Genomic DNA, 23146 nt, shown 5'->3' on the forward strand with positions numbered 1-23146 from the left:
GGACTCACACACCATGTACACCACCCTGATTTCGGCCGAACAACTGCAGACACTGCTCACCAGCGGCCAACCCTGCCTGGTTTTTGACTGCAGCTTTGACCTGACCAACCCACAAACCGGCGAAGCCCAGTACACAGAGGCCCACGTCCCCGGCGCGCTGTACGCGCACATGGACCGCCACCTGAGCGCGGCCAAAGACCCGGTCAGCGGCAAAGCCGCACCGGGCACCGCAGCCAGTGGTGGGCGCCACCCGCTGCCCACGCGCGAGGCCTTTGCCGCTTGGCTGGGTTCGGTGGGCCTGACCAACGGCACACAGGTCGTGGTCTATGACCGCCAGGGCGCCAACTACTGCGGACGCCTGTGGTGGATGCTCAAGTGGATCGGACATGACAATGTGGCGGTGCTGGATGGCGGCTGACAAGCCTGACAGACGGCGGGTGGCGCGGTGCAGAGCGGCCCGTCAACCCAAATATCCATGACAAACTATGCGCTAGCCCTCGCATGTACTACGTTGGCCACTATCGAAACCGTAGCATCCAGCCTGAACCACAGCGTGGGCGACCAGGCCCAGACGCTGATTGACGCGCGGGCTGCACCGCGCTTTCGTGGCGAGGTGGAACCGCTTGACCCGGTGGCGGGCCATATTCCCGGCGCACTCAACCGTCCGTTTGCCCAGAATATTGGTGCGGACGGCCGCTTCAAGCCGGCGGAGCAGCTCAAGGCCGAATTTTTGGCGCTTCTGGGTGGGCGAGACCCTGCCAGCGTGGTGCACCACTGCGGCAGCGGCGTGAGCGCCGTGCCCAACATGCTGGCCATGGAAGTGGCCGGACTGGGCCGCACCGCCTTGTTTGCCGGAAGCTGGAGCGAATGGTGCAACACGCCCGACGCCCCCATCGCGCAGGGGTAGAGTGGCTGGGCGGTTAGCCCACGATCCTTTTGATTTCCCGCCCCGCACTGGACGTGCGCGAACAAGCGGATTTCTACCGCAAACTGGCGCCGTCCATGACAATACGCCCATGACTGGCCTTACCGCCCCAGCGCCCCAACCTGCCGCCCGCCGATGGAAGGACTTTCTGGTGCTGGCCCTGGTGCTGGTGGTTGGCAGCACGCTCAGTGTGTTGGCCGGTCAGTTGCTCCGGGAGACCGAACAACTGCGCTCGCGCGAACTGCGCACGGCGGCCACACAAACGGTGCTGAGCGCCTTTGACCTGGAAATGAGCCGCACCATCGAGGCGGTGCGCGGTGCCGGTCTGATGGTGGAGACGCAGCAAAACCTGTCGCGCGATGCGTTCAACCGCTACGCCCAGCACATGCTGGTTAACGTCAACAGCATCAATTTTCTGGAATGGCAGCCCGTTGTGCAGGCCAGTGAGTTGCGGCGCTTCGAGGCCCAGGCCCGCGCAACTGGACAACCCCAGTATCGCGTGCTCCAGCCCAACGCGCAACGAACCGGATGGGAACCGGTGCACGACCGAAACGAATACCTGCCCGTGCTTTATGGATGGCCTGAACACTACGCCACCGCTGGCTACGACATGAGCTTCAGCCCCGAGCGCATGGCCTCCAAACACAGTGCGGCCATGACGGGACTGCCTGCGGCGTCTGGCGTACTCAACATCATGAAGAATGGCAAGGTAGCCTCGGGTGACATGGGCATCGCCATCTCTACTCCGGTGTACCGTGTCGACCGCAGCGTGAACGGTTATATGACCGCCGTGATCGACCTGCCAACCCTGTTCCAGCAAGCCACGCAGCGGGCCGACGGTGCCAAGCTCGACATGCTGGTTTACGACCTTCATTCAGCTGACAGCAAGCCCATCTACACCTGGCTGGGCGACGCCACCGACCTCACCGCTGCCATGGCCGCCAGGCGCAGCCTGGGTCCGCTAGACCAGGCGACGACGGTGGACTTCGCGCGCCAGGCCTGGGAAATCGTGCTGCACCCGCGACCGTCCTTTGAAGCCGCGCCACTGTTGCGCCACTCTACCGGCGTCACGGCTGCCGGCCTGGCAATGACCCTGCTGCTGTTGCTGGCCATTGCCCGCGTGCAGGGCAGCCGGCACTCCACGGAGCAGGCGCAGAGGCAGACCCAGTTGGCCAAGGAATCGCTGACTGCGCAGAGCCAGCGCCTGCACGACGTCATCGAGGCCGCCGACATGGGTACCTGGGAATTCAATTCCAAAACCAGCGAAATACAAGTCAATGATCGCTGGCTCGCCATTGGCGGCATGACCCGCGCGCAATGGCGCGCCATCCCCAACTACACCTGGCACCAGTTGTGCCACCCGGACGACATTCCCATCTTGAAAGATGCCATGCGGCGCCACATGCGGGGAGACGCACCTTCCGTCGAGACCGAATACCGCCACCGCCATGCGGATGGCCACTGGGTCTGGGTGGCCCTCAAAGGCAAGCTGGTCGCGCGGGCACTCAACGGAAAGCCCGAAGTGTTTGCCGGCACCATCACCGAGATCACCGAGCGCAAGGCGGCCCAGGCCCGTATTGAAGAGCTCAATGCCACGCTGGAACAGCGGGTGCAGAAACGCACCGCCCAGCTGCAGGACGCTATGGAAAATCTGCATCGTTCGCAGGACGAGTTGTCCCGTAGCGAAGCCCGCGCCACACTGGGCACCCTGGTGGCAGGCGTGTCCCATGAACTGAGCACACCCATGGGCAACAGCATGATGACGGCCAGCACCCTGACCGCACAGGCACAGGATTTCCAGAAGCTGCTGGCCAGCGGGGCGCTGCGCCGATCCGACCTGAACCACTTTGTCACCCAGGTGCACGAGGGTAATGAACTGATGCTACGCAACCTGGAACGTGCGGTAGACCTGCTCAAGAATTTTCGCCAGGTGGCCGCCGACCAGGCCAGCGAACAGCGGCGCGTGTTCAACCTGCGCCAGGTGGTGCAGGAGATCACCGACACGCTGGCTCCCAGCCTCAAGCACATGCCCCACCGCATGGTGCAAGACGTTGACGCCGATATCCGCATGGACAGCTACCCGGGCCCGCTGGGTCAGGTGGTGATCAACCTGATCAACAACGCCTACCTGCACGCCTTTGATGGGATGGCCCAAGGGGAATTCACCATCCACGCCCGCGCCGAAGCAGCCACAGTCACGCTCACCTTCCGGGACAATGGCAAAGGCATTGCGCCGGACATTTTGGAACGTATGTTCGAGCCCTTTTTTAGCACCAAAATTGGCAGGGGCGGCACGGGCTTGGGCATGTCTATCGTCGAGAACCTGGTTACCAAGACGTTGGGTGGTCAGCTAAAGCTGCACTCTGAGCTGGGCGTGGGCACCACCGTTGTGGTTACGCTGCCGCTGCTGGCGCCGCAGATTGAGACAACCGGCGCTTAGTGGCCGTGGCGGGCCAGACCACTAAGCAGCGTGACCAGCCCCATGCCCACACCCAGCCAGGTAACCTGTGCCACCGTCTGTGGAAATGTCAGGCGCTTTTGCAGTTGTGGAATCAGATCCGCCAGGGCCACGTAGACGAAGCTGCTGGAGGCCACCACCAGAAAGTACGGCAGGTAGTCGTGCAACTGGTCCACCAGCCAGTAACCCATCAGCCCACCCAACGCGGTAACAGCACCGGCCAGGGACACCTTGACCAGTGCCATGCGCCGGTTGTTGGCTCCCGTACGCAACACCATCAGATCGCCCATGTGGTGGGGCACCTCGTGCGCCAGAACGGCCAGCGCAGCCAGTGTGCCCAGACGCATATCGGCCATGAAGGCCGAGGCAATCAGAATGCCATCGCCAAAGCAGTGCACGCTGTCACCGGTGAGCACGGCCCAGCTACCGGGCTGGGGCGCAGCAAGCTCATGGTGGTGCGCAGCGTCGTGGTGGTGGTGCTCGTGGCCATGGTGCCACAGCTCGGCCTTGTCCAGCAGAAAGAAAAATACCAGGCCCAGCAATAGCACCAAAAACAAATCATGCGCGCTGACCTGGCTTTCAAACGCTTCTGGCAACAGGTGCATGAAGGCCGTGGCCATCAGGGCGCCGGCGGCCAGGCTGAGCATGTGCTGGGTGTAGCGCGCCAGCAAGCCAAAGCTCAGGGCAGCCGCCAGCCACACGGAGCCGATGCCAGCGACCAGAGTGCCAATAATAATTGCTACCAAAGTCATAGCGTGCTACGTATATTCCATGAGGGATAGGGCCAATACTAATTAGAAAACACACCAGCACAACCGCCCAAAACAAAAACCAGTGATTCCCACCTTCTTGAGATCGCCACCATTTTTGTCAGCCCACCTCATGCCATCATCGACGTCGCCACAGACCTGGGCTTCGGGCACAGACTGTGCCACTACCCGGTCCGGGTGCTCCGGCCTCACTTTTCCGCGAAGCAGTAGAACAGCCCGTCGCCCCCCGTAGGGCGCAACTTTTCCTGGCTGCAACCCAGCGTCGGGTGAGACGAGTTCCAGGATACGCCCCATGCGTTCGTGGTCGGGCCCGTGCGATCGTGATGGCCGAGCATCGCCGCGCCATCAGGCCCGCTCTTGGTCCAGTTTCCGCAGGTCATGTCCGGAAACGGTGGGCCGGGAAAAGCGGTGCCGTCAGGCCTCGAACCGGTCAGCATATCGTGCTTCAGCGGCGTAGCCGGGCGGCTGTTCACGGGTCGCCCCATTTCGTCCACTGCAGTCTGTTTATTAAGGTTGCTATTGGTCGAGTGCAAGTCTTCAACGTTCTTGGCAATCACGATGCCATATGCGTTCTGCCAAGGGCCAGCGCCAATCCGGTCGCGCGCGTTCACGAAGCGCGGGTCACTCAGCGCGGGGGCCTGGGTACTGAGGTAAGCGCGCCACGGACGATCACCACCGCCAGCCGCCTTCGCCAGGGCCTGGCAATGTTTGTCCGCACCCTCGAGGCCCCCCAGGTCCGCGCCGTTTCCAGGGCCGACGCTGGTTACGAAAAAAGTCATGTCGACGGGGTTAGGCTGCGACTGCTGCGCGACAGCGTAACCGCCCAGCATCATCAAACTGGCCGTAACCAACAAAGCGTGTTCAGTCATTTTGCGCATTTTGAGTCCTGTCATTAAAAAAAGTCTTCGTTTACTTGTGCTCGCCATGGCGCTGCTCTCATTGTTGTTGAACGTCGCCATTCTTGTACGGTAAGGCTTTTGGTTCAATCTTGCAACGCGAGGGACAAATGGTGTTGGGAACAAATAGCTCAATGTGCTTTGTCCCAGTTCGGCCCCACGCCCACCTCGGCCAACAGCGGCACCTTGAGCTCGGCCACGCCGGCCATCAGGCGCGGGATCTCGACCGTGACCCAATCCACTTCGGCCTCTGGCACTTCAAACACCAGTTCGTCGTGCACCTGCATGATCATCTTGGTGGCTTTGTGCTCGGCATCCAGCACCTGCTGCACCTTTACCATGCTGAGTTTGATCAGGTCAGCCGCCGTGCCCTGCATGGGCGCATTGATCGCGGCGCGCTCCAGGCCGGCCAGTTGCGCACCTTTGGCGGATTTAATGCCGGCCAGTTGCAGGCGCCGCCCAAACACGGTTTCCACGTAACCCTGACTCTTGGCAGTTTCGCGCGTGGCTTCCATGTATTGCTTGACGCCGGGGTAGCGTTCAAAGTAGCGCTGGATGTAGTTCTTGGCCGCCGTGTTGTCGATGCCCAAGTTGCGTGCCAGCCCATAGGCGCTCATGCCGTAAATGAGGCCAAAGTTGATAACCTTGGCGTAGCGGCGCTGCTCGCTGCTCACCTGGTCCAGCGCCACACCAAACACTTCGGCCGCCGTGGCGCGGTGCACGTCCAGCCCGCTGTGAAAGGCCTTGAGCAGAGCTTCGTCGCCACTGATATGCGCCATGATGCGCAGCTCGATCTGCGAGTAGTCGGCACTGGCAATCACGCTGCCCTGTGGTGCCACAAAGGCTTCGCGCACCCGGCGGCCTTCTGCGTTGCGGATGGGGATGTTTTGCAGGTTGGGGTCGTTGCTACTCAGACGCCCGGTTACCGCCACCGCTTGCGCGTAATGGGTATGCACGCGGCCCGTGCGCGGCAGCGCCAGTTGGGCCAGCTTGTCGGTGTAGGTGCCCTTGAGCTTGGCCAGGCTGCGGTGCTCCAGCAGCTTGGCGGGTAGCGGAAAGTCTTCAGCCAGTTTTTCCAGCACCTCTTCGTCGGTGCTGCGTGCGCCGGTGGCGGTCTTTTTGACCACGGGCATGCCCAGTTTGTCAAAGAAAATTTCGCCCAGTTGCTTGGGGCTGGAAAGGTTAAATGGCTGGCCGGCAATTTCGTACGCCTCGGTTTCCAGTTGCAGAATGCGCTGGCCCAGCTCATGGCTTTGCTTGGCCAATGTTGGCGCATCGATCAGCACGCCATTGCGCTCGATGCGGTAGAGCGCCTCGCTGCTGGCGATTTCCAGCTCGTAAATGAATGTGAGCTTGGCGTTCAACTGGATTTGCGGCCACAGTACCTGGTGCACTTCCAGCGTCATGTCCGAGTCTTCGCAGGCGTATTCGGTGGCCTTGGCAATATCCACCTGGTCAAAACAAATCTGATTGACGCCTTTGCCACACAGGTCTTCAAAGGTGATGCCGCTGCGCCCCAAAAAACGCTCGGCCAGGCTGGACAGGCCGTGCGGCATGTGGGCCTCCAACACGTAACTTTGCAGCATGGTGTCGTGCACATAACCCTGCACTTCAATGCCATGGTTGGCAAACACATGGCGGTCGTATTTGATGTGCTGGCCTAGTTTGCGTGCCTTGGGGTTCTCCAGCCAGGGTTTGAGTTTGGCCAGCACTGCGTCGCGTGGCAGTTGCTCGGGGGCATCGGGGTAGCGATGGGCCAGCGGGATGTAGCCCGCCACGCCCGGTTTGACGCTGAACGAGATACCCACGATTTCGGCGCGCATTTCGTCTAGCGAGGTGGTTTCGGTGTCCAGCGCAGTAAGTTCGGCGGCTTCGAGTTGGGCCAGCCAGGCGTCAAAGGACTCCCAGGTCAGAATGGCCTCACAAGCGAGGTTGCTGGTGCGGGAGCCCGGTGCATTGGTGGCCGCTTCGGGTTCGTCGAACAGACCGGGCGGCGACGTTTGCGCCTGTCCAGCTTGCGCTTGCCCAGCATCGCTTCCACCTAGTGCCTTCGCCAACCCTTTGAAGCCATATTTTTCATAAAAAGTGGCCAGAGCCCTCGTATCTTGTGCATGAAGCACTATCGAATCCATAGCAGGCAAATCGGGTAACCAGTCTTTCAGATCACAGTCGGTCTTGATGGTCAGCAGGCTGCGGCCGGTGGGCAACCAATCCAGCGACTGACGCAGGTTTTCACCCACCACACCCTTGATGTTGGCGGCGTTGTCCACCACGCCCTGGAGCGATCCGTATTCCTGCAGCCACTTCACCGCAGTTTTCGGGCCAACCTTGGGTACGCCGGGCACGTTGTCCACGGTGTCACCCACCAAGGTTTGATAGTCCAGCATCAGCCGCGCGGGCACGCCAAACTCGGCCTCCACGCCGGCCAGGTCGCGGCGTTTGCCGTTCATGGTGTCGATGATCGAGATGTGTTCGTTGACCAGCTGCGCCAGATCTTTGTCACCACTACTCACAATGACCTCAATGCCCTGCGCTGCTGCCGTGACCGCCAGCGTGCCAATCACGTCGTCGGCCTCCACACCGGGCAGGTCCAGAACGGTCCAGCCCAAGAGCCGAATCACCTCATGGATGGGTGCAATCTGGCTGCGCAAGTCATCGGGCATGGGGTCGCGGTTCGCCTTGTACTGCGGATAAATGGCATCGCGAAAGGTCGGGCCCTTGGCATCGAACACACAGGCGTAATAGTCGGCAGGGTGGTCCTTGCGCAGGCTATTCATCATGTTGATGATGATGCGGATCGCGCCGGTTTTTTGTACCGTGCCATCGGCCAGGGTGATGCTCATATCACCGCCACCCGCAAAAAAGGCGCGGTACAGGTAGCTGGAACCATCCACCAGCAGCAGGGTTTTCTTGTCAGTCATGGCGGCATTTTGCCTGTCCCGGCACGGCTGCGGTGGGCCCTACAATCGGCATTCACACTTTGCATATCCATCTCCCACCCGCACGGGCCCACTGTGGCTCACCGGGATTGTGACTTTCGGGCTAACGCACACATGGCGGTTTACACAGAAGTCTCGTTTGACGAGGCCAAGGAATTTCTTCACTACCTCCAACTGGGATCGCTTGAGTCCATGGCGGGCTGCTCGGGCGGCATTGAAAACACCAACTACTTCGTCACCACCGACCAGGCTGCCTATGTGCTGACCCTTTTCGAGCGCCTTTCGTTTGAACAGTTGCCGTTCTATTTGCGCCTGATGAAGCACCTGGCCCACCACGGTGTGCCCGTACCCGATCCGGCCACCAACCGCGACGGCGACGTGGTGCACATGCTCAATGGCAAGCCAACGGCTGTCGTCAACCGTCTGCGGGGAAAAAGCGAACTGGCACCCACGGCACCGCATTGCGCCCTGGTGGGCAACATGCTGGCGCGCATGCACCTGGCCGGACGCGACTTTGGCATGCAACAACCCAATTTGCGTGCGCTGGACTGGTGGAATGAAACCGTGCCGGTGGTTCTGCCCTTTGTGCCCGCCGACCAGGCCGCGCTGCTGCAAAGCGAACTGGCCTACCAGAACCATGTGGCCACACTGTCCACCTATGGCGCCCTGCCCCGTGGTCCCATCCACGGCGACCTGTTCCGCGACAACGTGATGTTTGAGACTACCGCTGACGCACTGGCTACGCCCAGCCTGAGCGGTTTTTTTGATTTTTACTTTGCGGGCGTCGACACCTGGCTTTTTGATATTGCCGTTAGTCTCAACGACTGGTGCATTGATCTGACCACCGGCTCCACCGACCTGGAACGCACCCGCGCCTTCATGGTCGCCTATGAAGCTGTGCGCCCACTGGAGGCACAGGAACGCACCCTGTTGCCAGCCATGGCACGGGCCGGTGCGCTGCGCTTCTGGCTGTCACGCCTGTGGGACCTGCATCTGCCCCGTGAAGCCAACCTGCTGCAGGCCCATGATCCAGATCACTTCCTGCGTGTGCTGCGCCAGCGTATCCTCCACCCTTTGACCATTTCCCAGATCACTGCATGAAACTTCAGATCGTCCCGGCCCGCAGGGGTATCCATTGGGTCAAGGCGGGAGTAAAAACCTTCTTTCGCCAGCCCTTGGCTTTATCGGGCCTGTTTTTTATGTTTTTGGCGCTGGTATCTGTGATCAGCATCGTTCCGGTGGTGGGCAATGTGCTGTCGCTGGCCCTGCTGCCGGCCGCGACCCTGGGCCTGATGGCCGCAACCCGTGAAGCCGACAATGGCAAATTCCCCATGCCCGTTCTGCTGATCAGTGCCTTTCGCGCTGGACGCCAGCAAATGCGCGCAATGTCAGTGCTGGGTGCGCTTTACGCCGCTGGCTTTGTGCTGATACTGGCATTTTCCGCCCTGATTGATGGTGGCAAATGCGCCCGCCTGTACCTGATGGGCGCTCCCATCACCAGCGAGATGCTGCAAGAAGGCGATTTCCAGTTGGCCATCCTGGTGGTGTCCGCGCTGTACTTGCCCCTGTCCCTTCTGTTCTGGCATGCACCAGCTCTGGTGCACTGGCATGGCATTGCGCCGGTCAAGAGCTTGTTCTTCAGCCTGGTCGCCTGCCTGCGCAACATACGGGCTTTTATGGTCTTTGGGCTGGCCTGGACTGGCATGTTTCTGATTTTTGGCATCATCATGGCAATGTTGGGGGCGATGATGGGCAGCGCCGAGGCCGTGGCCGCGATGCTGTACCCTGCTGTCATGTTGGTGTTGGCCATGTTTTTCACCTCCATCTACTTCACGTTCCGCGACAGTTTTGAATTCCCTACAGGAGAAGACGCATGACACAGCATTCTTTGCAAGGCAGAACCGATAGTGAGCTTTTGTGGTTCCAGAGACGCAGTTTTCTACAAGCCGCGGCCGCGTGGACGGCGGCTGGGAGCTTGGGAGCCGCACACGCGCAGTCCCGTGGCAATATTGTGGAGTTGGTGGGCGACGCAACCGTCAACGGGGAACGCTTGATAGCCAATCAGTCGGTGCAAACAGGCGATGCCATCATGACCGGGCCAAAGTCCACCCTGATTTTTGTGATTGGAAATTCGGCATTTCACGTACGCCAGAACTCCAACATGGTGGTCGAGCGGGGCAGCACCTTGAGCGCCGTCAGCCTGTTGCGCCTGTTGACTGGCGCTGTTATTAGCGTGTGGGGCAAGGGCAGTAGCCGCCAGATCATCACCCCCACATTGACTGCGGGCATCCGCGGAACTGGTGTCTATACCGAGATATTTGGCGCCGATGCCAACCGGTCCTATTTCTGCAACTGTTATGGCACAGTGGAGCTGACCTCTGGAGCCGACCATGAGGTATCCGTATCGACCTACCACAAGGCTGTGTGGGCTGAAGGTGGCAACGACGGGGGGGCATCACTCACGCCGGCACGCGCCATCAACCACACTGACGAAGAACTTGAGTACTTGGCACGTCTGGTCAATCAGCGCACCGCATGGCAGATTGCCGGCAAAAAAGGGGACGAAGCGCATGGGCGTGAATACGGGGGCTGACCTGTCAACGTGTTGCCAAAGCCACAACAAATCCACCAAACAACATGAAAAATGCGGTAGAAGGTGTTGATTTGTCTTGTTTTTATGGTTCGGATCGATTGATAATGAAACACGTTATTGGCGCGACTAATCTGGCGCCTTTGTTTCACCCACTATGGATAAAGGGGGCTACCTTGATTCCCAAAACCTTGAAACTCTTGGCACTCGGAGCTGGAGCCGCTGTGTTGGCTGGTTGCGCTTCGTCACCGATTCCAGTTTCCGCTAACTTCCCCCTTACCGTGGAACCCAAGGTCCGATCCGCTGGCCATTGGGGCCAGGTGTCCAACGATGTTGCAAAACAGACCCTGGAGTCGCTGAGCAAGCTCGGTGTTTCTGGCAACCTGTATGTGGCCCTGCCCGCCAACCCAACAGCCTTTGACAGGGCGTTCAACAATTTCCTGATTACCGATCTGGTCAAGGCTGGTCGTGTGGTGCAACAGTCGCCCGATCAGGCGTTGGAAGTGAGCTACGAGACGCAAGTGGTGCGCCACAATAGCCCGCGCCCCAATTTCCTGCCAGGACGCTTCACCATGATCACGGCGGGCCTGTATGCCGCCTATGGTTTGGGCTTGAACCCCAACGTTGGTGACAAAATGGCCGGCGGTTTGGCGGCTGCAGTCGGTGCGGATTACATTGCCAGCGAAAGCTCCGGTGGCCCAACCGCCACCGAACTGATCCTGACTACGACCATTGCCTCGGGCGGGCGCTACCTGGTGCGCAAGACCGATGTGTACTACGTTGAAGAAGCAGACACAACCTTGCTTCAATACAGGTATCCCCAAGTCATTAAGGTGGTTGGCCAATGAACTCCAAACTGATCCTCTCTGTGGTTGCTGCTGCGGCTCTGCTGGCCGGTTGCGGCGCTCCCTCCAATATTCGCAATGACCCCACGTATGACGAAGCTGCAGCCAGCAAGTTTGTTGCGCTGAATAAAGAAGCCATCAATAAGCTGGTCGCCGAGTTTGACCGTGGCCCCTCGGGTGACATGCCGGTGTTGGTTGCCACCATTGTCAACGTGAACGACATGCGCCGCACAGCACCGCTGGGTCGCACGCTATCCGAGCAATACGCTTCCAACATGGCAGCGGCTGGCTTCAATGTCAAGGAAATGAAGCTGCGCGGCGACGTGTTCATCCGCGAAGAAACCGGCGAGTTGATGTTGTCGCGCGAAATCAAAGACATTGCCCGCAGCCACAACGCCAGCATGGTCCTGGTGGGAACCTATTCCCCAGCGGCTAATTTCACTTACGTCAGCCTGAAGTTTGTGCGCACCGCAGACAGCCGCATCATCCGTGGCTACGACTACGCCTTGCCGAACGACAAGGACGTAACCCGCATGCTGCAAGCCCAGTCGGGCCGCTGAACACAGCCACTCTCGTAACCGAATCAAGCCCGGCTTCGACCGGGCTTTTTTACGTCGTCATGGAATCGGCGTGAGCTTGGCCACACTCAACGCCAACCACTTGGTGCCATGGCGCGGGAAGTTGATCTGGGCCCGCGCATCGTCGCCCACCCCCTCCAGCGTCAACACCGTGCCCTCGCCAAACTTGGCGTGGAACACCAGCATGCCCAAACGCAGGCCATGCTTGGGCTCTTCCTTGCGAGAAACTGTCTGACCAAATGTACCTCCAGCCCTCGTCGAATCTACGTAAGACGCTCCTGTATTCGTAGCGTAGCTCGCACTACTCCAGCCACGCCCCAGGGGTTGTTGCTTGGGCGTGAGCCACTTGAGTGCGGCTTCCGGCAGCTCGTCAAAGAAGCGGCTCTTCATGTTGAAGCGGGTCTGGCCGTGCAGCATGCGCGACTGCGAGTGGCTCAGGTACAGGCGTTTGCGTGCGCGGGTGATGGCCACGTACATCAGACGGCGTTCTTCTTCCAGGCCATCCCGGTCGTTCATGGAATTTTCATGCGGGAACAGGCCTTCTTCCATTCCGGTGATGAAAACCACATCAAACTCCAAGCCTTTGCTGGAATGCACCGTCATCAACTGAATGGCGTCCTGCCCGACCTGGGCCATGTTGTCGCCCGCCTCCAGTGCTGCATGGGTCAGGAAGGCCACTAACGGCGACAGAGTCTCACCAGTGTCACCGATAGCATCGTCGGACAAGAATCCGTCAAGCGCATCACCATCCAAGCCTTGGCTGGCCGGGCTTTGGCCAGCCGTCGCCAACAGCATAGCGGCGGCATCACGCCCAAAGCCTTCCTGCATGACGAAGCTTTCAGCCGCGTTGACCAGTTCGTCCAGATTTTCCAGCCGATCCGCGCCTTCACGGTCGACCTTGTAGTGTTCAGCCAATCCGCTCTGGTCCAGCATTTGGGCAACGATGTCGCGCAGATTCATGCCGGCCGTTTGTTCACGCAGCACGTCGATTTTGGCCACAAAGCCAGCAATCGCAGCACCGGCCCGCCCGGTCAGGGCACTCACCGCGTCGTGCAGGGAGCAGCCGGTTGCGCGCGCAACATCCTGCAATTGCTCCAGGCTGCGCGCACCAATGCCGCGTGCTGGAAAGTTGACCACCCGCATGAAACTGGTGTCGTCATTGGGGTTCTCCAACAGGCGCAGGTATGCCAGTGCATGCTTGATTTCAGCGCGCTCGAAAAAGCGCAGGCCACCGTACACCCGGTATGGCATGCCCGCATTGAAGAGCGCGGTCTCAATCACCCGGCTTTGTGCGTTGCTGCGGTAGAGCACGGCAATTTCTTTGCGGGCGTAGCCGGCCTCAACTCCGCTGTCGCGCACCAGTTGCTTCATCTCGTCGACCATCCACTGCGCTTCGGCAAAGTCAGTGGGCGCCTCGTAAACGCGCACCGGCTCACCAGCACCCTGGTCAGTCCGAAGATTCTTGCCCAGACGGCTGCGGTTGTGGCTGATGAGCGCATTGGCGCTGTCCAAAATGTTGCTGTAGCTGCGGTAGTTTTGCTCCAGCTTGATCTGGTGCTGCACAGCAAACTCGCGCACAAAATCAGCCATGTTGCCCACCCGCGCTCCGCGAAAGGCGTAGATGCTTTGGTCGTCATCGCCCACGGCCAACACAGCACCACCGGGGGTGTCCGGGCTTGCAAATCCTGCTTGTTGTGCGTCGCCCTGTCCGGCCAGCATCTTGATCCAGGCGTATTGCAGTTTGTTGGTGTCCTGAAACTCATCAATCAGAATGTGGCGAAAACGGCGCTGGTAATGCTCGCGAATGGGGTCGTTGTCGCGCAGCAGCTCGTAGCAGCGCAGCATCAGCTCACCAAAATCCACCACCCCTTCGCGCTGGCATTGCTCTTCGTAAAGCTGATAGATCTCCACCTTCCTGCGCATTTCCGGGTCGCGCGCATCCATCATCGCGGGCCGCATGCCATCCTCTTTGCAGCCACCAATGAATCGGGCGAGTTGTTTGGGCGCAAACCGTTCATCATCATCCGTGATGTTGTTTTGCTTGCACAGGCGCTTGATGGCACTGAGTTGGTCCTGTGTGTCCAGAATCTGGAAAGCCTGTGGCAAGTTGGCCAGCTTGAAATGCGAACGCAACAAGCGATTACACAGACCGTGGAACGTTCCGATCCACATGCCATGCACGTTCACCGGCAGCATGGCCGAGAGGCGCGCCATCATCTCTTTGGCAGCCTTGTTGGTAAACGTCACCGCCAGAATGCCGCCCGGCGATACATAGCCGTTTTGCAGCAACCAGGCAATGCGGGTGGTCAGCACCCGCGTCTTGCCCGAGCCCGCCCCAGCCAGGATGAGCGCATGTTCCGCCGGTAGCGTGACGGCGGCGCGTTGTTCCGGATTGAGGGAAGAAAGCAGCGGTGAAGAGTCTGTGGCTGGCATGGTTGACATTGAATACATCCCCAATTGTAGAAAGGCGCAGCACCTTGGGGTTGCAAGCTCACTGACTAGGTGTCTTCCCCAGTAGGCGGAAATTCGCCCAACGCAGCCAGTATGATCCCGCCCTTCACCTTCGTTTGTTATGAAGCTGCGCCGAATGACACCTCTGATCCACCGTTGCACATCTCTTTTGGTAGGTACCGCTTTGGCCCTGGCAGTGGGGTCAGCACTCTCAGTAACGCTGGATATCAGCGGGGTCAAGGTCGAAGACACACTGACCATTTACAACAACAAATTGGTGCTTAACGGAGCCGGTGTGGTGTTCAGCGGCAAGGCGCCACAGTACGTGGCCCATATCTACGCCAAGAGCAAGTTCAAATCGCTTGACACCCTGATTGCCTCTCCAGGACCCAAGCGTTTGGTACTCACAGCGATCAAGGAAGTTGACACCGCACCCATCGTCAAGATGTTCAACCGCAGTGTAGAAGCCACAGCCTCCAGGACCGACATGGCTAAACTGATCCCCGGTCTGGTCAACATTGGCAACATCTTCAAGGCCAATACGGTTCTCAAGTCCGGTGAGATCATGACCGTGGACTGGATACCCATCACCGGCATGGTGATTTATGTGGGTACCAAGATGCAGGGAAACCCGATGCGTGAACCTGAGTTTTTCCGGGCTGCCATGGCGGTCTGGATGGGCGATTCTCCTGCCGATGCGCAAGCCAGGGCTGCCTTGTTGGGCCAGATATAACCACTACGGCACCGTCGACGCACATTCTGTATACAATCGATTACCGGGCCCAAGCATTTGGGAGCCGGTTTTTTTTCGCCGGTCCCGTCCAAGCGCTCACAGAGACTGTATTTTCTAAATTCGTGATGGAAGGCTTGGACCATGGATATTTTTGACTACGACAACATCCTGCTATTACCCCGCAAGTGCCGGGTAGATAGCCGCTCAGAATGCGACGCCAGCGTGGAGCTGGGCGGACGCAGTTTTCGCATTCCGGTGGTGCCGGCCAACATGAAGACAGTGGTCAGTGAAGAGATCTGTGTCTGGTTGGCACAGAACGGCTATTTCTACGTGATGCACCGTTTTGACTTTGACAACGTGGAGTTTGTCAAAAACATGAAGGCCAAGGGCCTGTTCGCGTCCATTTCACTGGGTGTCAAACCGCCAGATTACGCCACTGTGGATACCTTCGTGGCTTTGGGGTTGGTGCCCGAGTACATCACCATTGACATCGCCCATGGCCATGCGGACAGTGTGAAAAACATGATTGGCTATATCAAGGGAAAGTTACCCGACAGCTTCGTCATCGCCGGTAATGTGGCCACGCCTGAGGCGGTGATTGATCTGGAGAACTGGGGTGCCGACGCCACCAAGGTCGGCATCGGTCCCGGCAAGGTATGCATTACCAAACTCAAAACCGGCTTTGGCACTGGCGGCTGGCAGCTCAGTGCGGTCAAGTGGTGCGCGCGAGTGGCCACCAAACCCATCATTGCCGATGGCGGCATCCGCGAACATGGTGACATTGCCAAGAGCGTCCGTTTTGGTGCCACCATGGTGATGATTGGCTCCATGCTGGCCGGCCATGAAGAGAGTCCCGGCCAAACCGTGGAGGTGGACGGAAAACTATACAAAGAGTATTACGGTTCGGCCAGCGACTTCAACAAAGGCGAATACAAGCACGTAGAAGGTAAACGCATTCTGGAGCCTATCAAAGGCAAACTCTCCGAAACGATGGTGGAGATGGAGCAAGACATTCAAAGCTCGATCAGCTACTCGGGCGGCAAGAAGCTGATGGACATCCGCAAGGTGAACTACGTAACCCTCGGGGGGGACAACGCGGGAGAGCATTTATTGATGTAAACCGCCCTACCGCGCAGCATTGGTTTAATGCCGGTGCCGCGGTGTGGTGCTGAGGTTTTGCAGCAGTTCTGGAGTGATGTTTTCGGCCGACACCACCACGCCGCCACGAGTACTCGCGAACTGCTGGGCAGCTTGGCGCTGGGAAAATGCCGGCAAATTGCCAGACCGCATGGGGCCCAACGCGGATGAACCATACACGTAGGATGCGGCACCAGCGGCGATCCAGGTATCGGCATCCACCGCCGTGACATAGCTAGCCGTAATGTCTTGCGCACGGCGCCCCGGGGTAAAGCGACCCACATCTTGAAGGTACTGGTAGAGCGACAGTGGGGAGTCAAAAAATTGGGTATCGCCGTTGTCAAACACCACCTGTGCGGCCCAGCCTTTGGCACGCGCAGGGTACATGCCGCACACCGGGCAACGCGCATCGGTTGGCACTACACGCGGGGCATGCAACGCAACGCCAGACGCTGGGTTGTAGGGTGTGGGTGGGGCGACGATGCACACATCCTCAGGTGCTGCCCCAGAGTTAGTGCGCACGCTGTCGCTCATCAGCAAGCCGACTGCGGCCACAGAAAAAAATACCCAAGCCAACCGATCGCCCGAGGCCATTGCTACATCTTGGTGTCGTGCACCGCGCCGCCACTGAGATCGACCATGTCCAGCTTCACCTCTGAGAAACGCAGCACACGACCACCATTTTTGGTAGCGAAGGCCTTGGCATCTGCCTCTTGTGCGAAGCTGGCAATGGTGGGCCCCATGGAGCCTTTGAGCTTGCTGCCCAGTACATAAAAGCCGGTACGGGCGTCAAACCAATTGCCACGGGGGTCATCCCAGTTCGCCTTGCCCATATCTTGCACCAACACAGCGCGCAGGGCTTTCACCTGCTCGGGCTTGAGCAAGGTGTTGAACATCTCGACCGTGTCGCAATAGAAACTCGGCTTGTCTTCGCCCTTGAAATGAATCTGCGCCTTGGGGCCGGGGAAGTCGGACAGTAGCATACCGTCCAGTTCGCAGGTGGTGGCACGGTCAATCTCCACGGCAACCACCGCAGTTTCAGCCTTGTTACCACAGGCACTCAGCAAAGCGGCTGTACACAACGTTGCCAAAAGAAGGGATGGGCGGAAGGGCTTCATGTGCGAAATCTCCAGGTTGCAATGGCCAATGGCGCGGTGATCCAGGCCACCATGGCGCTACCCATCAGCCAAGGGTTGGCGAGGGCCGGTGGCACGATACTGGTCAGCCCATACAGGCTGCGCATTTGGTCCAGTGAAAAAACATTGAGGATACGGAATATGTCGGCAGGGTTTAGCAGCAATATGTAGGCCAGCATCTGCCCACCAAATTCACCACCGCTGGCGACCAACAGTCCCAGCAACAGCAAATCAAAGACCAGTACAAAGCCAAACCACAGTGCAATGGCCAAGCCTGATGCGCGGGTGCGCTCATGGGACACCACTGACAGCAGCAGCGCCAAACTCAAAAAAGCCAAGCCTAGCAACACCGAACTGAGCATGAAGCCGACGTAATGGTAGAGGCCAGCCATGCCGAACTGGCGAAACAGCAGCACCGCGTCCAGCGCAAAGCCCACCACGGTAGACAAGGTGAGCGCCGCCGCCAGCCCCAGGTATTTGCCCAACAACAACTCCAGCCGGGTAATGGGCAGGGATAGCAATAGATCGAGCGAGCCGCGCTCGCGCTCACCCACGATGGCATCAAAGCCCAGCAACAGCGCAATCAGCGGGATGAGGTAGATCACCAAACTGACCAAGCTGGCGATGGTGAACTCAATCGAGCGCAGGCCCACTTGGCCTTGTTGCGCGCCACCAAAATACGTGATCACCAACGAGAACACGGTAAACACCAGCGCCACGGCCAGCACCCAGCGGTTGCGCATGCGGTCGCGGAACTCTTTGCCGGTCAATGTGGCGATCTGTCGCCATTCAAGGTTCTGCATGCGTCTAACTCCTCAGTCCGAAAAACAAGTCCTCTAGCGAGGGCTCGTGGATGTGCAGATCGATCAGGCGTGCCCCCAAGGGTGAAAGCGCCGCCAGCACTGCCATCTTGACCGGACGCGGGCAGCGCACAACCACCTCGCCATCCACAACCTGAAGATCGACACCGGAAATGGCTTGCAAGTGGGCTTTCAACTCAGCCTGGGCTGAGGGCTCGACACGCAACGCAATGGACAGCGGTAAATCCAATTGCTCACGCAAGGCGTGCACGCTACCCACCGCTTGAATTTTCCCACTGGCCATGATGGCCAGCCGGTCGACTCGCTCTTGCAAGTCGGCCAGGATGTGCGAGGTGATGACGATCGTGACGCCCTGCTCGCGCAAGTCGCGCAAGTGGGCATAGAACTCACGGATGGCCATCGGGTCCAGACCGTTGCTCGGTTCATCCAGAAACAGCACATCGGGCTTTCCCAACAATGCCTGCGCAAAACCCAAACGCTGGCGCATTCCCTTGGAGAATTCATGCACTGCCCGCTTGCCAACATCTGCCAAACCAACCTGCTCCAGCAAAGCGGGGCAGCTAGCCTGATCCGCGCCTTTGAGCTTGGCAAAAAAACGCAGGGTCTCCAAAGCACTCAGGTTGTCATAGAGCACCAAGTTTTCTGGCAAGTAACCGATTTTTCGGCGTGTAACGCGAAAATCGCTGCCGCGCACAGACGTGCCGGCCACCTGAATCTCACCGGCCGTGGCGGCAATCAAGCCGAGCATCATCTTGAACAACGTGCTCTTGCCGGCGCCGTTGTGGCCAATCAAGCCAAACAACTCACCGCGCTGCACGGTCAGTTCCACACCATCGACCGCATGCACATTGCCATAGTGTTTGCTCACACCGTGCAACGCAACCGCTACAGTTGACGGGGCCGCCTTACTTGAATTTGTCACGCCAAGCGCTCCAATCTAGATGAAAAGGGTGCATTTGGGGGAAGGCATCGACCACGCTGGGTACACGCAAAACCGGGAACTGCCGCCCCACCAAGCGCAGGGCCTGAACCGCAGGGCTGCCCAGCAACAAAGCCATGCTGGGGTGGCGCCAGCTCAAGCGATCGACCATGTCATTGGCCTCGTAAGGAATATCGCCCACGCCATCACCATCACGGTCCCAGCCGAGGTAATTCCCCCAGTGGTTGCCATTTTTGGTCTGATCCGGCTTGGTGGCTCCCCATGCTTCGTCACGGGTTCCTACATAGCGTACCTGTTCGCGGTTGCCAATGAAGTCATTGCCTTGCACGATGTTGCGGGTGGAGCCTGCTGACAGATGCACGCCCACATGGTTATCGAGTATCAGATTGTGGCGCAGCGTTGTGTATTCCACGTCATAAATAAAAAAACCGCGAGTATTGTTGGCAACGATGTTGTTCTCAACCACCGAATCCTGCACCGAGCGCAGCATGATGCCGTGGTCAGAATTACCCCAGGCACGGTTGTTGCGCACCGTCTGCTCGCGCACCTCCATCAGTGCCAGGCCGCCCCGGTTGTAGTAGGTGTCGTTGTCTTCCCACACGTTGTAGTACGACGACATGTAATGCGATCCGTAGCGGCTGTGGTGCAGTTTGTTTCCCCGGAACACCGCGTGGTGCGATACATCCACATACAGCGCATCGCGCACGAAGCTGATGTTGTTGCCAATGATCTGTGCGCCCTGCGTGTTGTAGAGCTGGATGCCATTGCCTCGCCGCGCCGAGTCGAAGTCGCGCTTGCCAGTGATGGTGTTGCCTTCGATGCGCACATCCTTCACCTTCTCGATCCACAGACCGAAAAGGTTGTAGCTCAGGTCGCAGTGCTGCACCACGGCGCGGTCCGAGCCGGGATAGATATAAATGCCAGCGTTCTGATCCAGTAGGCTACCGCCCGAGTTACTGACGATCAAGCCGTCGATCGTGACATCGGGCGCGGTGACGCGAATGGTGTCACCCTGATCGCCGCCGTTGATCGTGGGGCGGTCGATGCCGCGTAGCGTGAGGGGTTTGTCAATCAGCAGGTTGGTGCGATACATGCCGCGCATCACCTCAATCACGTCACCCGCCGCCGCGGCCTGAACAGCCGCTGCAAGATCCTGGCCCGGCTGCACCCGGACGGTGGCCGCCCAAGACACGCATACCGCGCCCAGTCCTAGCAGCGCAGCGATGAAGGCGCGCACTAAGCCATGCGTCATTGAATCAGCCAGCCCAACGACTTGAGCACCAGGAACAACGCGGCGCCAATCAGCAGGTTCTTGAAACCGACGTAACTGATCATGTCCATGATGCCGGCCACGCGGTAGTGGTCGCGCCACCATGGGCCATCCTTGACGTAGCGCCGGCCTGAGAGTCGGATCAGCACTTCGTACACGCTCCAACCAAACCACCAGGCAATGACGGCACTGGAAGACAGATACCCGGTTGCCACCAGGAACCACGCGACGGTGGCAGCAATAGCCAGTGAGAAGCCCGCCATTTGCAAGGCGCGCTCCGACGCCCAGCCTTCGCTACTCCAAGGCCACAAGTGGTCACGTAGCTCCAGCCAGATCCATTGCAGCAGGCCCACGTTGCTCTTGTGCGCAGGCAGCGTCGGATCGGTGGGCATGCGGGGATCGGGGCCATTGACCGCTTTGGCACTGATTTGCTCGGTGAAGCTGGTGGCGGGGTAGATCGGAATGAAATAACCATTCGCACCAATGGCGGTGATCTCCAGGCCGTCCTTCTCGCGGCGCTTGCGCTCCTTGGCCAACGGCGGGCAGCCCTTGGTGTCGGTGTACAAAATCATGCAGTCTAGGCAGTGTAGGCACTCGCGGTGGTCGATGCGGCCATCGGCGTCGATTGACTGCGATCCGCAGCCGGTGGCGCAGGCCTTGCAGCTGTTGCAGTCCTGCTTGCGCTTCAGGCTGAACCAGCGGAAGGTGCTGGGCATGGCCAGCGATGCGCCCAATGGGCAGATGTATTTGCAGTACGGGCGTTCAATAAAAATCGACAGGCCCAGGATGGCGGCCACGAACAGGCCGTAGGGCCAGGCGCGGTTCATCACACCAACCAGAAAGGTGGTCTTGAAGGGCTCGACCTCGGAGAGCTTTTCGGCCAGGCCCATGGAAAACATGGACACGGCAAGCAGGAAGAAGAAGATGGAGTACTTGAGCCACTTCAGGCGGTCGTGCCACTTTTGTGGCAGCTTGGTCTGAAAGCGCCCCAAGCCAAAAAAACGGGCGATTTTGTAAATGGCCTCTTGCATCGAACCGAACGGGCACATCCAGCCGCAAAATAGCCCGCGTCCGAACAGGAACACCGTAACGATAATGAAAATCCAGAACAGGAAGATGAACGGATCAGACAGGAACAATGACCATGTCCACTGGAACAGCAAGGCATGGAACCAAGTCAACACCTGGGTGATGGAAGGCTGCGCCATCACGCCGAAGCCCACGAACACGATGGACAGACCCCAAGCGGTGTATTTGAAGACGTTGACCGGCCATTTGTTTTTGTGGGTGGACAGGCGGGTCAGCCGCTCTCGGTACGCATAGACCACTCCAACCGCTACCAACAGCACGATGAACAGACCAATTGCCAGCGCGCGCGACTTCCAGATGCGCACCCAGGGCGCGTCGGGTTCGACCACCTTAGGACGACCACCTTCGAGCATCGACGCGGGCAGCCAGTACTGGGTATCAAAACTGGTGAAGCTCTTGGTGCCGGTCGCACGGTCGACGCGGTTGCCCAGTAGGCTCAACTTCCAGGGGTAGGCGTCAGAGAACGCTTTCGATCGAATGATGAAGATGGCCGATTCGTTGTAGGTCGGTGCGCCCGTAGCTAGCACGCCGTACAGGTTCAAATAGTCGAGGTCGCGGAAGGTAAACGAGTCAGCGCCCTGCCTGACCTGCACCCGGTCGTAAAGGCCACCACGCACGAAGCCCGAGCCTTTGAATGACTCGCGCCCAGCAGTGCGGATGATGAAGATGGCGTGTTCACCCTCTTTCAGCTGGAGTTTGAGGTTTTCCAAACCGGTGGCGCCGAGCACGCTTTTGCCGATATCAGGTTGGCTCAGGTCTCCGAACCACAGCTCAATAAAGGGTTCAGTGTCACGCTCCTGTCCGAGCTGTTCCGGCATCACGCGCAGATGCTGAACAGCGCCGTGGCTCACCAGTTCGGCCCAGGTCAAGGGTTCGCCCGTGACCTTGTAATGCGCTGGTTCACGTACGGTAGGCGCCAGAATCCCGACCTGCTTCGCCACGGCAGATCCCGAGGCCATCATGACCTGGTTTTGTGCAATCACCGTGACGGTGGCGCCAGAGATGGCGTCGAGCCCGACCACGTTCTCGTCGGGCCGGGACTGCCCAATTTCAATTTTGTCTGCGACCGATTTGCCGAGGTACTGGTCGTTGAATTTCAGAAGTGCGGATTCGGGAATACCCAGCAGCAAAATCGGCTCGGAGTGTTTGAGGACTTTGACGCCGACGAAATGGCCGGTTTTGTCCATGCCAATCAGCGTGACGACCGGCTTGCCCGAGTAGGCGGGTGTGTCGGTGATGTCGGTCGAGAGCATCACATAGCCCAGCAGTTGGCGGCCTTCGCCCGCCTTGTCATAGGCTTCAACATAGGGCGGATTGCCCTTTCGCTCGGAAAAATACGTGGCGCCTGGGAACACATCTTTGCACGGCAGCAGCACGCACATGTCCTTGGCGGTCGCCAAGTCAGCGGGGAGTTCGGCTTCGTAAGTACCTTTGCCCGCCGCCTGTACTCCTGAAGACAGCGCCGTCAGCACAAAAATGAGCGCGACCCAAAGAATCGACAGAAGACGGAATTTTGGCGAAGGCATTGGGGGGTCCAGAGGAGAAAAAAGGGCAGCGCAGCCCGGAGA

General features: G+C 59.1%; 18 protein-coding genes and 1 pseudogene. 9 read left to right on the forward strand and 10 right to left on the reverse strand.

Translation table 11 applies throughout. From position 1 onward, the window contains the following. The first annotated feature begins 13 nt into the window (after nucleotides 1-13). Nucleotides 14-907 (forward strand): annotated as a pseudogene (locus IPI80_RS09440) (sulfurtransferase). A gap of 109 nt (nucleotides 908-1016) precedes the next feature. After that, the gene (locus tag IPI80_RS09445) at nucleotides 1017-3365 is read left to right on the forward strand and encodes a CHASE domain-containing protein (RefSeq protein WP_413859413.1); all 2349 of its coding nucleotides are present in this window, start codon (nucleotides 1017-1019) and stop codon (nucleotides 3363-3365) included. On the opposite strand, the gene IPI80_RS09450 is transcribed toward IPI80_RS09445, so the two are convergent. The 3 genes from IPI80_RS09450 to polA form a co-directional block, all read right to left on the reverse strand. Further along, complete coding sequence (locus IPI80_RS09450) at nucleotides 3362-4135, reverse strand: ZIP family metal transporter (protein ID WP_413859415.1); 774 nt, start codon at nucleotides 4133-4135, stop codon at nucleotides 3362-3364. The genes IPI80_RS09445 and IPI80_RS09450 overlap by 4 nt on opposite strands. A 206-nt stretch (nucleotides 4136-4341) precedes the next feature. Continuing rightward, complete coding sequence (locus tag IPI80_RS09455; protein WP_413859417.1) at nucleotides 4342-5112, reverse strand: hypothetical protein; 771 nt, start codon at nucleotides 5110-5112, stop codon at nucleotides 4342-4344. A 68-nt stretch (nucleotides 5113-5180) separates the two neighbouring features. Next, on the reverse strand, nucleotides 5181-7970 hold the full coding sequence (gene polA / locus IPI80_RS09460; protein WP_413859419.1) for a DNA polymerase I: 2790 nt from the start codon (nucleotides 7968-7970) through the stop codon (nucleotides 5181-5183). Nucleotides 7971-8102: 132 nt separating this feature from the next. Here polA and IPI80_RS09465 point away from each other — a divergent pair, with 132 nt between their 5' ends. From IPI80_RS09465 to IPI80_RS09485, 5 genes are all read left to right on the forward strand, one after another. Next, nucleotides 8103-9089: a homoserine kinase gene (locus IPI80_RS09465; protein ID WP_413859421.1), complete on the forward strand. Its 987-nt coding sequence runs from the start codon at nucleotides 8103-8105 to the stop codon at nucleotides 9087-9089. Continuing rightward, nucleotides 9086-9865: a BPSS1780 family membrane protein gene (locus IPI80_RS09470; RefSeq protein WP_413859423.1), complete on the forward strand. Its 780-nt coding sequence runs from the start codon at nucleotides 9086-9088 to the stop codon at nucleotides 9863-9865. Before IPI80_RS09465 ends, IPI80_RS09470 begins: the two co-directional genes overlap by 4 nt. Continuing rightward, nucleotides 9862-10581, forward strand: coding sequence for an iron dicitrate transport regulator FecR (locus tag IPI80_RS09475; RefSeq protein ID WP_413859425.1), 720 nt, complete (start codon nucleotides 9862-9864; stop codon nucleotides 10579-10581). Before IPI80_RS09470 ends, IPI80_RS09475 begins: the two co-directional genes overlap by 4 nt. Nucleotides 10582-10754: 173 nt before the next feature. Further along, nucleotides 10755-11426, forward strand: coding sequence for a hypothetical protein (locus tag IPI80_RS09480; protein WP_413859427.1), 672 nt, complete (start codon nucleotides 10755-10757; stop codon nucleotides 11424-11426). Next, nucleotides 11423-11983 carry a FlgO family outer membrane protein gene (locus IPI80_RS09485; protein ID WP_413859429.1) on the forward strand — a complete coding sequence of 187 codons (561 nt, stop codon included), beginning with the start codon at nucleotides 11423-11425 and terminating at the stop codon, nucleotides 11981-11983. The genes IPI80_RS09480 and IPI80_RS09485 overlap by 4 nt, the downstream gene beginning before the upstream one ends. Before the next feature lie 57 nt (nucleotides 11984-12040). Here IPI80_RS09485 and IPI80_RS09490 read toward each other — a convergent pair whose 3' ends face one another. Continuing rightward, nucleotides 12041-14434 carry a UvrD-helicase domain-containing protein gene (locus IPI80_RS09490; protein WP_413859431.1) on the reverse strand — a complete coding sequence of 798 codons (2394 nt, stop codon included), beginning with the start codon at nucleotides 14432-14434 and terminating at the stop codon, nucleotides 12041-12043. A 154-nt stretch (nucleotides 14435-14588) separates the two neighbouring features. Between IPI80_RS09490 and IPI80_RS09495 the strand changes: the two genes are divergently transcribed. Together IPI80_RS09495 and IPI80_RS09500 are read left to right on the forward strand one after the other, a co-directional pair. After that, nucleotides 14589-15185 carry a chalcone isomerase family protein gene (locus tag IPI80_RS09495; protein WP_413859433.1) on the forward strand — a complete coding sequence of 199 codons (597 nt, stop codon included), beginning with the start codon at nucleotides 14589-14591 and terminating at the stop codon, nucleotides 15183-15185. A gap of 141 nt (nucleotides 15186-15326) precedes the next feature. Then, on the forward strand, nucleotides 15327-16304 hold the full coding sequence (locus IPI80_RS09500) for a GMP reductase (RefSeq protein WP_413859435.1): 978 nt from the start codon (nucleotides 15327-15329) through the stop codon (nucleotides 16302-16304). Between the two features lie 24 nt (nucleotides 16305-16328). Here the strand turns inward: IPI80_RS09500 and IPI80_RS09505 are convergent, their stop codons facing one another. Genes IPI80_RS09505 through IPI80_RS09530 form a run of 6 tightly spaced genes read right to left on the reverse strand, consistent with a single transcriptional unit; the run spans nucleotide 16329 to nucleotide 23104 of the window. After that, entirely contained in the window at nucleotides 16329-16916 is a 588-nt protein-coding gene (locus tag IPI80_RS09505) for a nitrous oxide reductase accessory protein NosL (protein WP_413859437.1), read from the reverse strand. Between the two features lie 2 nt (nucleotides 16917-16918). Continuing rightward, on the reverse strand, nucleotides 16919-17440 hold the full coding sequence (locus IPI80_RS09510) for a nitrous oxide reductase accessory protein NosL (RefSeq protein ID WP_413859439.1): 522 nt from the start codon (nucleotides 17438-17440) through the stop codon (nucleotides 16919-16921). Next, complete coding sequence (locus IPI80_RS09515; protein WP_413859441.1) at nucleotides 17437-18261, reverse strand: ABC transporter permease; 825 nt, start codon at nucleotides 18259-18261, stop codon at nucleotides 17437-17439. Before IPI80_RS09515 ends, IPI80_RS09510 begins: the two co-directional genes overlap by 4 nt. 4 nt (nucleotides 18262-18265) lie before the next feature. Continuing rightward, nucleotides 18266-19201, reverse strand: coding sequence for an ABC transporter ATP-binding protein (locus tag IPI80_RS09520; RefSeq protein ID WP_413859443.1), 936 nt, complete (start codon nucleotides 19199-19201; stop codon nucleotides 18266-18268). Next, a complete protein-coding gene (locus tag IPI80_RS09525) occupies nucleotides 19185-20471 on the reverse strand; it encodes a nitrous oxide reductase family maturation protein NosD (protein ID WP_413859445.1) in 1287 nt (428 codons plus the stop codon). The genes IPI80_RS09520 and IPI80_RS09525 overlap by 17 nt, the downstream gene beginning before the upstream one ends. Beyond that, nucleotides 20468-23104, reverse strand: coding sequence for a 4Fe-4S binding protein (locus IPI80_RS09530; protein ID WP_413859447.1), 2637 nt, complete (start codon nucleotides 23102-23104; stop codon nucleotides 20468-20470). The genes IPI80_RS09525 and IPI80_RS09530 overlap by 4 nt, the downstream gene beginning before the upstream one ends. Nucleotides 23105-23146 lie beyond the last annotated feature (42 nt).

Origin of the sequence: Candidatus Aalborgicola defluviihabitans, from assembly GCF_016705985.1 — a bacterium.
Taxonomy (GTDB): Bacteria; Pseudomonadota; Gammaproteobacteria; order Burkholderiales; family Burkholderiaceae_C; genus Allorhodoferax; species Allorhodoferax defluviihabitans.

Excerpts from the sequence above, each read along its gene's own strand:
- IPI80_RS09445 (WP_413859413.1), top strand. The coding sequence starts at position 1,017 with ATGACTGGCCTTACCGCCCCAGCGCCCCAACCTGCCGCCCGCCGATGG.
- IPI80_RS09450 (WP_413859415.1), bottom strand. The coding sequence starts at position 4,135 with ATGACTTTGGTAGCAATTATTATTGGCACTCTGGTCGCTGGCATCGGC.
- IPI80_RS09455 (WP_413859417.1), bottom strand. The coding sequence starts at position 5,112 with ATGGCGACGTTCAACAACAATGAGAGCAGCGCCATGGCGAGCACAAGT.
- polA (WP_413859419.1), bottom strand. The coding sequence starts at position 7,970 with ATGACTGACAAGAAAACCCTGCTGCTGGTGGATGGTTCCAGCTACCTG.
- IPI80_RS09465 (WP_413859421.1), top strand. The coding sequence starts at position 8,103 with ATGGCGGTTTACACAGAAGTCTCGTTTGACGAGGCCAAGGAATTTCTT.
- IPI80_RS09470 (WP_413859423.1), top strand. The coding sequence starts at position 9,086 with ATGAAACTTCAGATCGTCCCGGCCCGCAGGGGTATCCATTGGGTCAAG.
- IPI80_RS09475 (WP_413859425.1), top strand. The coding sequence starts at position 9,862 with ATGACACAGCATTCTTTGCAAGGCAGAACCGATAGTGAGCTTTTGTGG.
- IPI80_RS09485 (WP_413859429.1), top strand. The coding sequence starts at position 11,423 with ATGAACTCCAAACTGATCCTCTCTGTGGTTGCTGCTGCGGCTCTGCTG.
- IPI80_RS09490 (WP_413859431.1), bottom strand. The coding sequence starts at position 14,434 with ATGCCAGCCACAGACTCTTCACCGCTGCTTTCTTCCCTCAATCCGGAA.
- IPI80_RS09495 (WP_413859433.1), top strand. The coding sequence starts at position 14,589 with ATGACACCTCTGATCCACCGTTGCACATCTCTTTTGGTAGGTACCGCT.
- IPI80_RS09500 (WP_413859435.1), top strand. The coding sequence starts at position 15,327 with ATGGATATTTTTGACTACGACAACATCCTGCTATTACCCCGCAAGTGC.
- IPI80_RS09505 (WP_413859437.1), bottom strand. The coding sequence starts at position 16,916 with ATGGCCTCGGGCGATCGGTTGGCTTGGGTATTTTTTTCTGTGGCCGCA.
- IPI80_RS09510 (WP_413859439.1), bottom strand. The coding sequence starts at position 17,440 with ATGAAGCCCTTCCGCCCATCCCTTCTTTTGGCAACGTTGTGTACAGCC.
- IPI80_RS09515 (WP_413859441.1), bottom strand. The coding sequence starts at position 18,261 with ATGCAGAACCTTGAATGGCGACAGATCGCCACATTGACCGGCAAAGAG.
- IPI80_RS09525 (WP_413859445.1), bottom strand. The coding sequence starts at position 20,471 with ATGACGCATGGCTTAGTGCGCGCCTTCATCGCTGCGCTGCTAGGACTG.
- IPI80_RS09530 (WP_413859447.1), bottom strand. The coding sequence starts at position 23,104 with ATGCCTTCGCCAAAATTCCGTCTTCTGTCGATTCTTTGGGTCGCGCTC.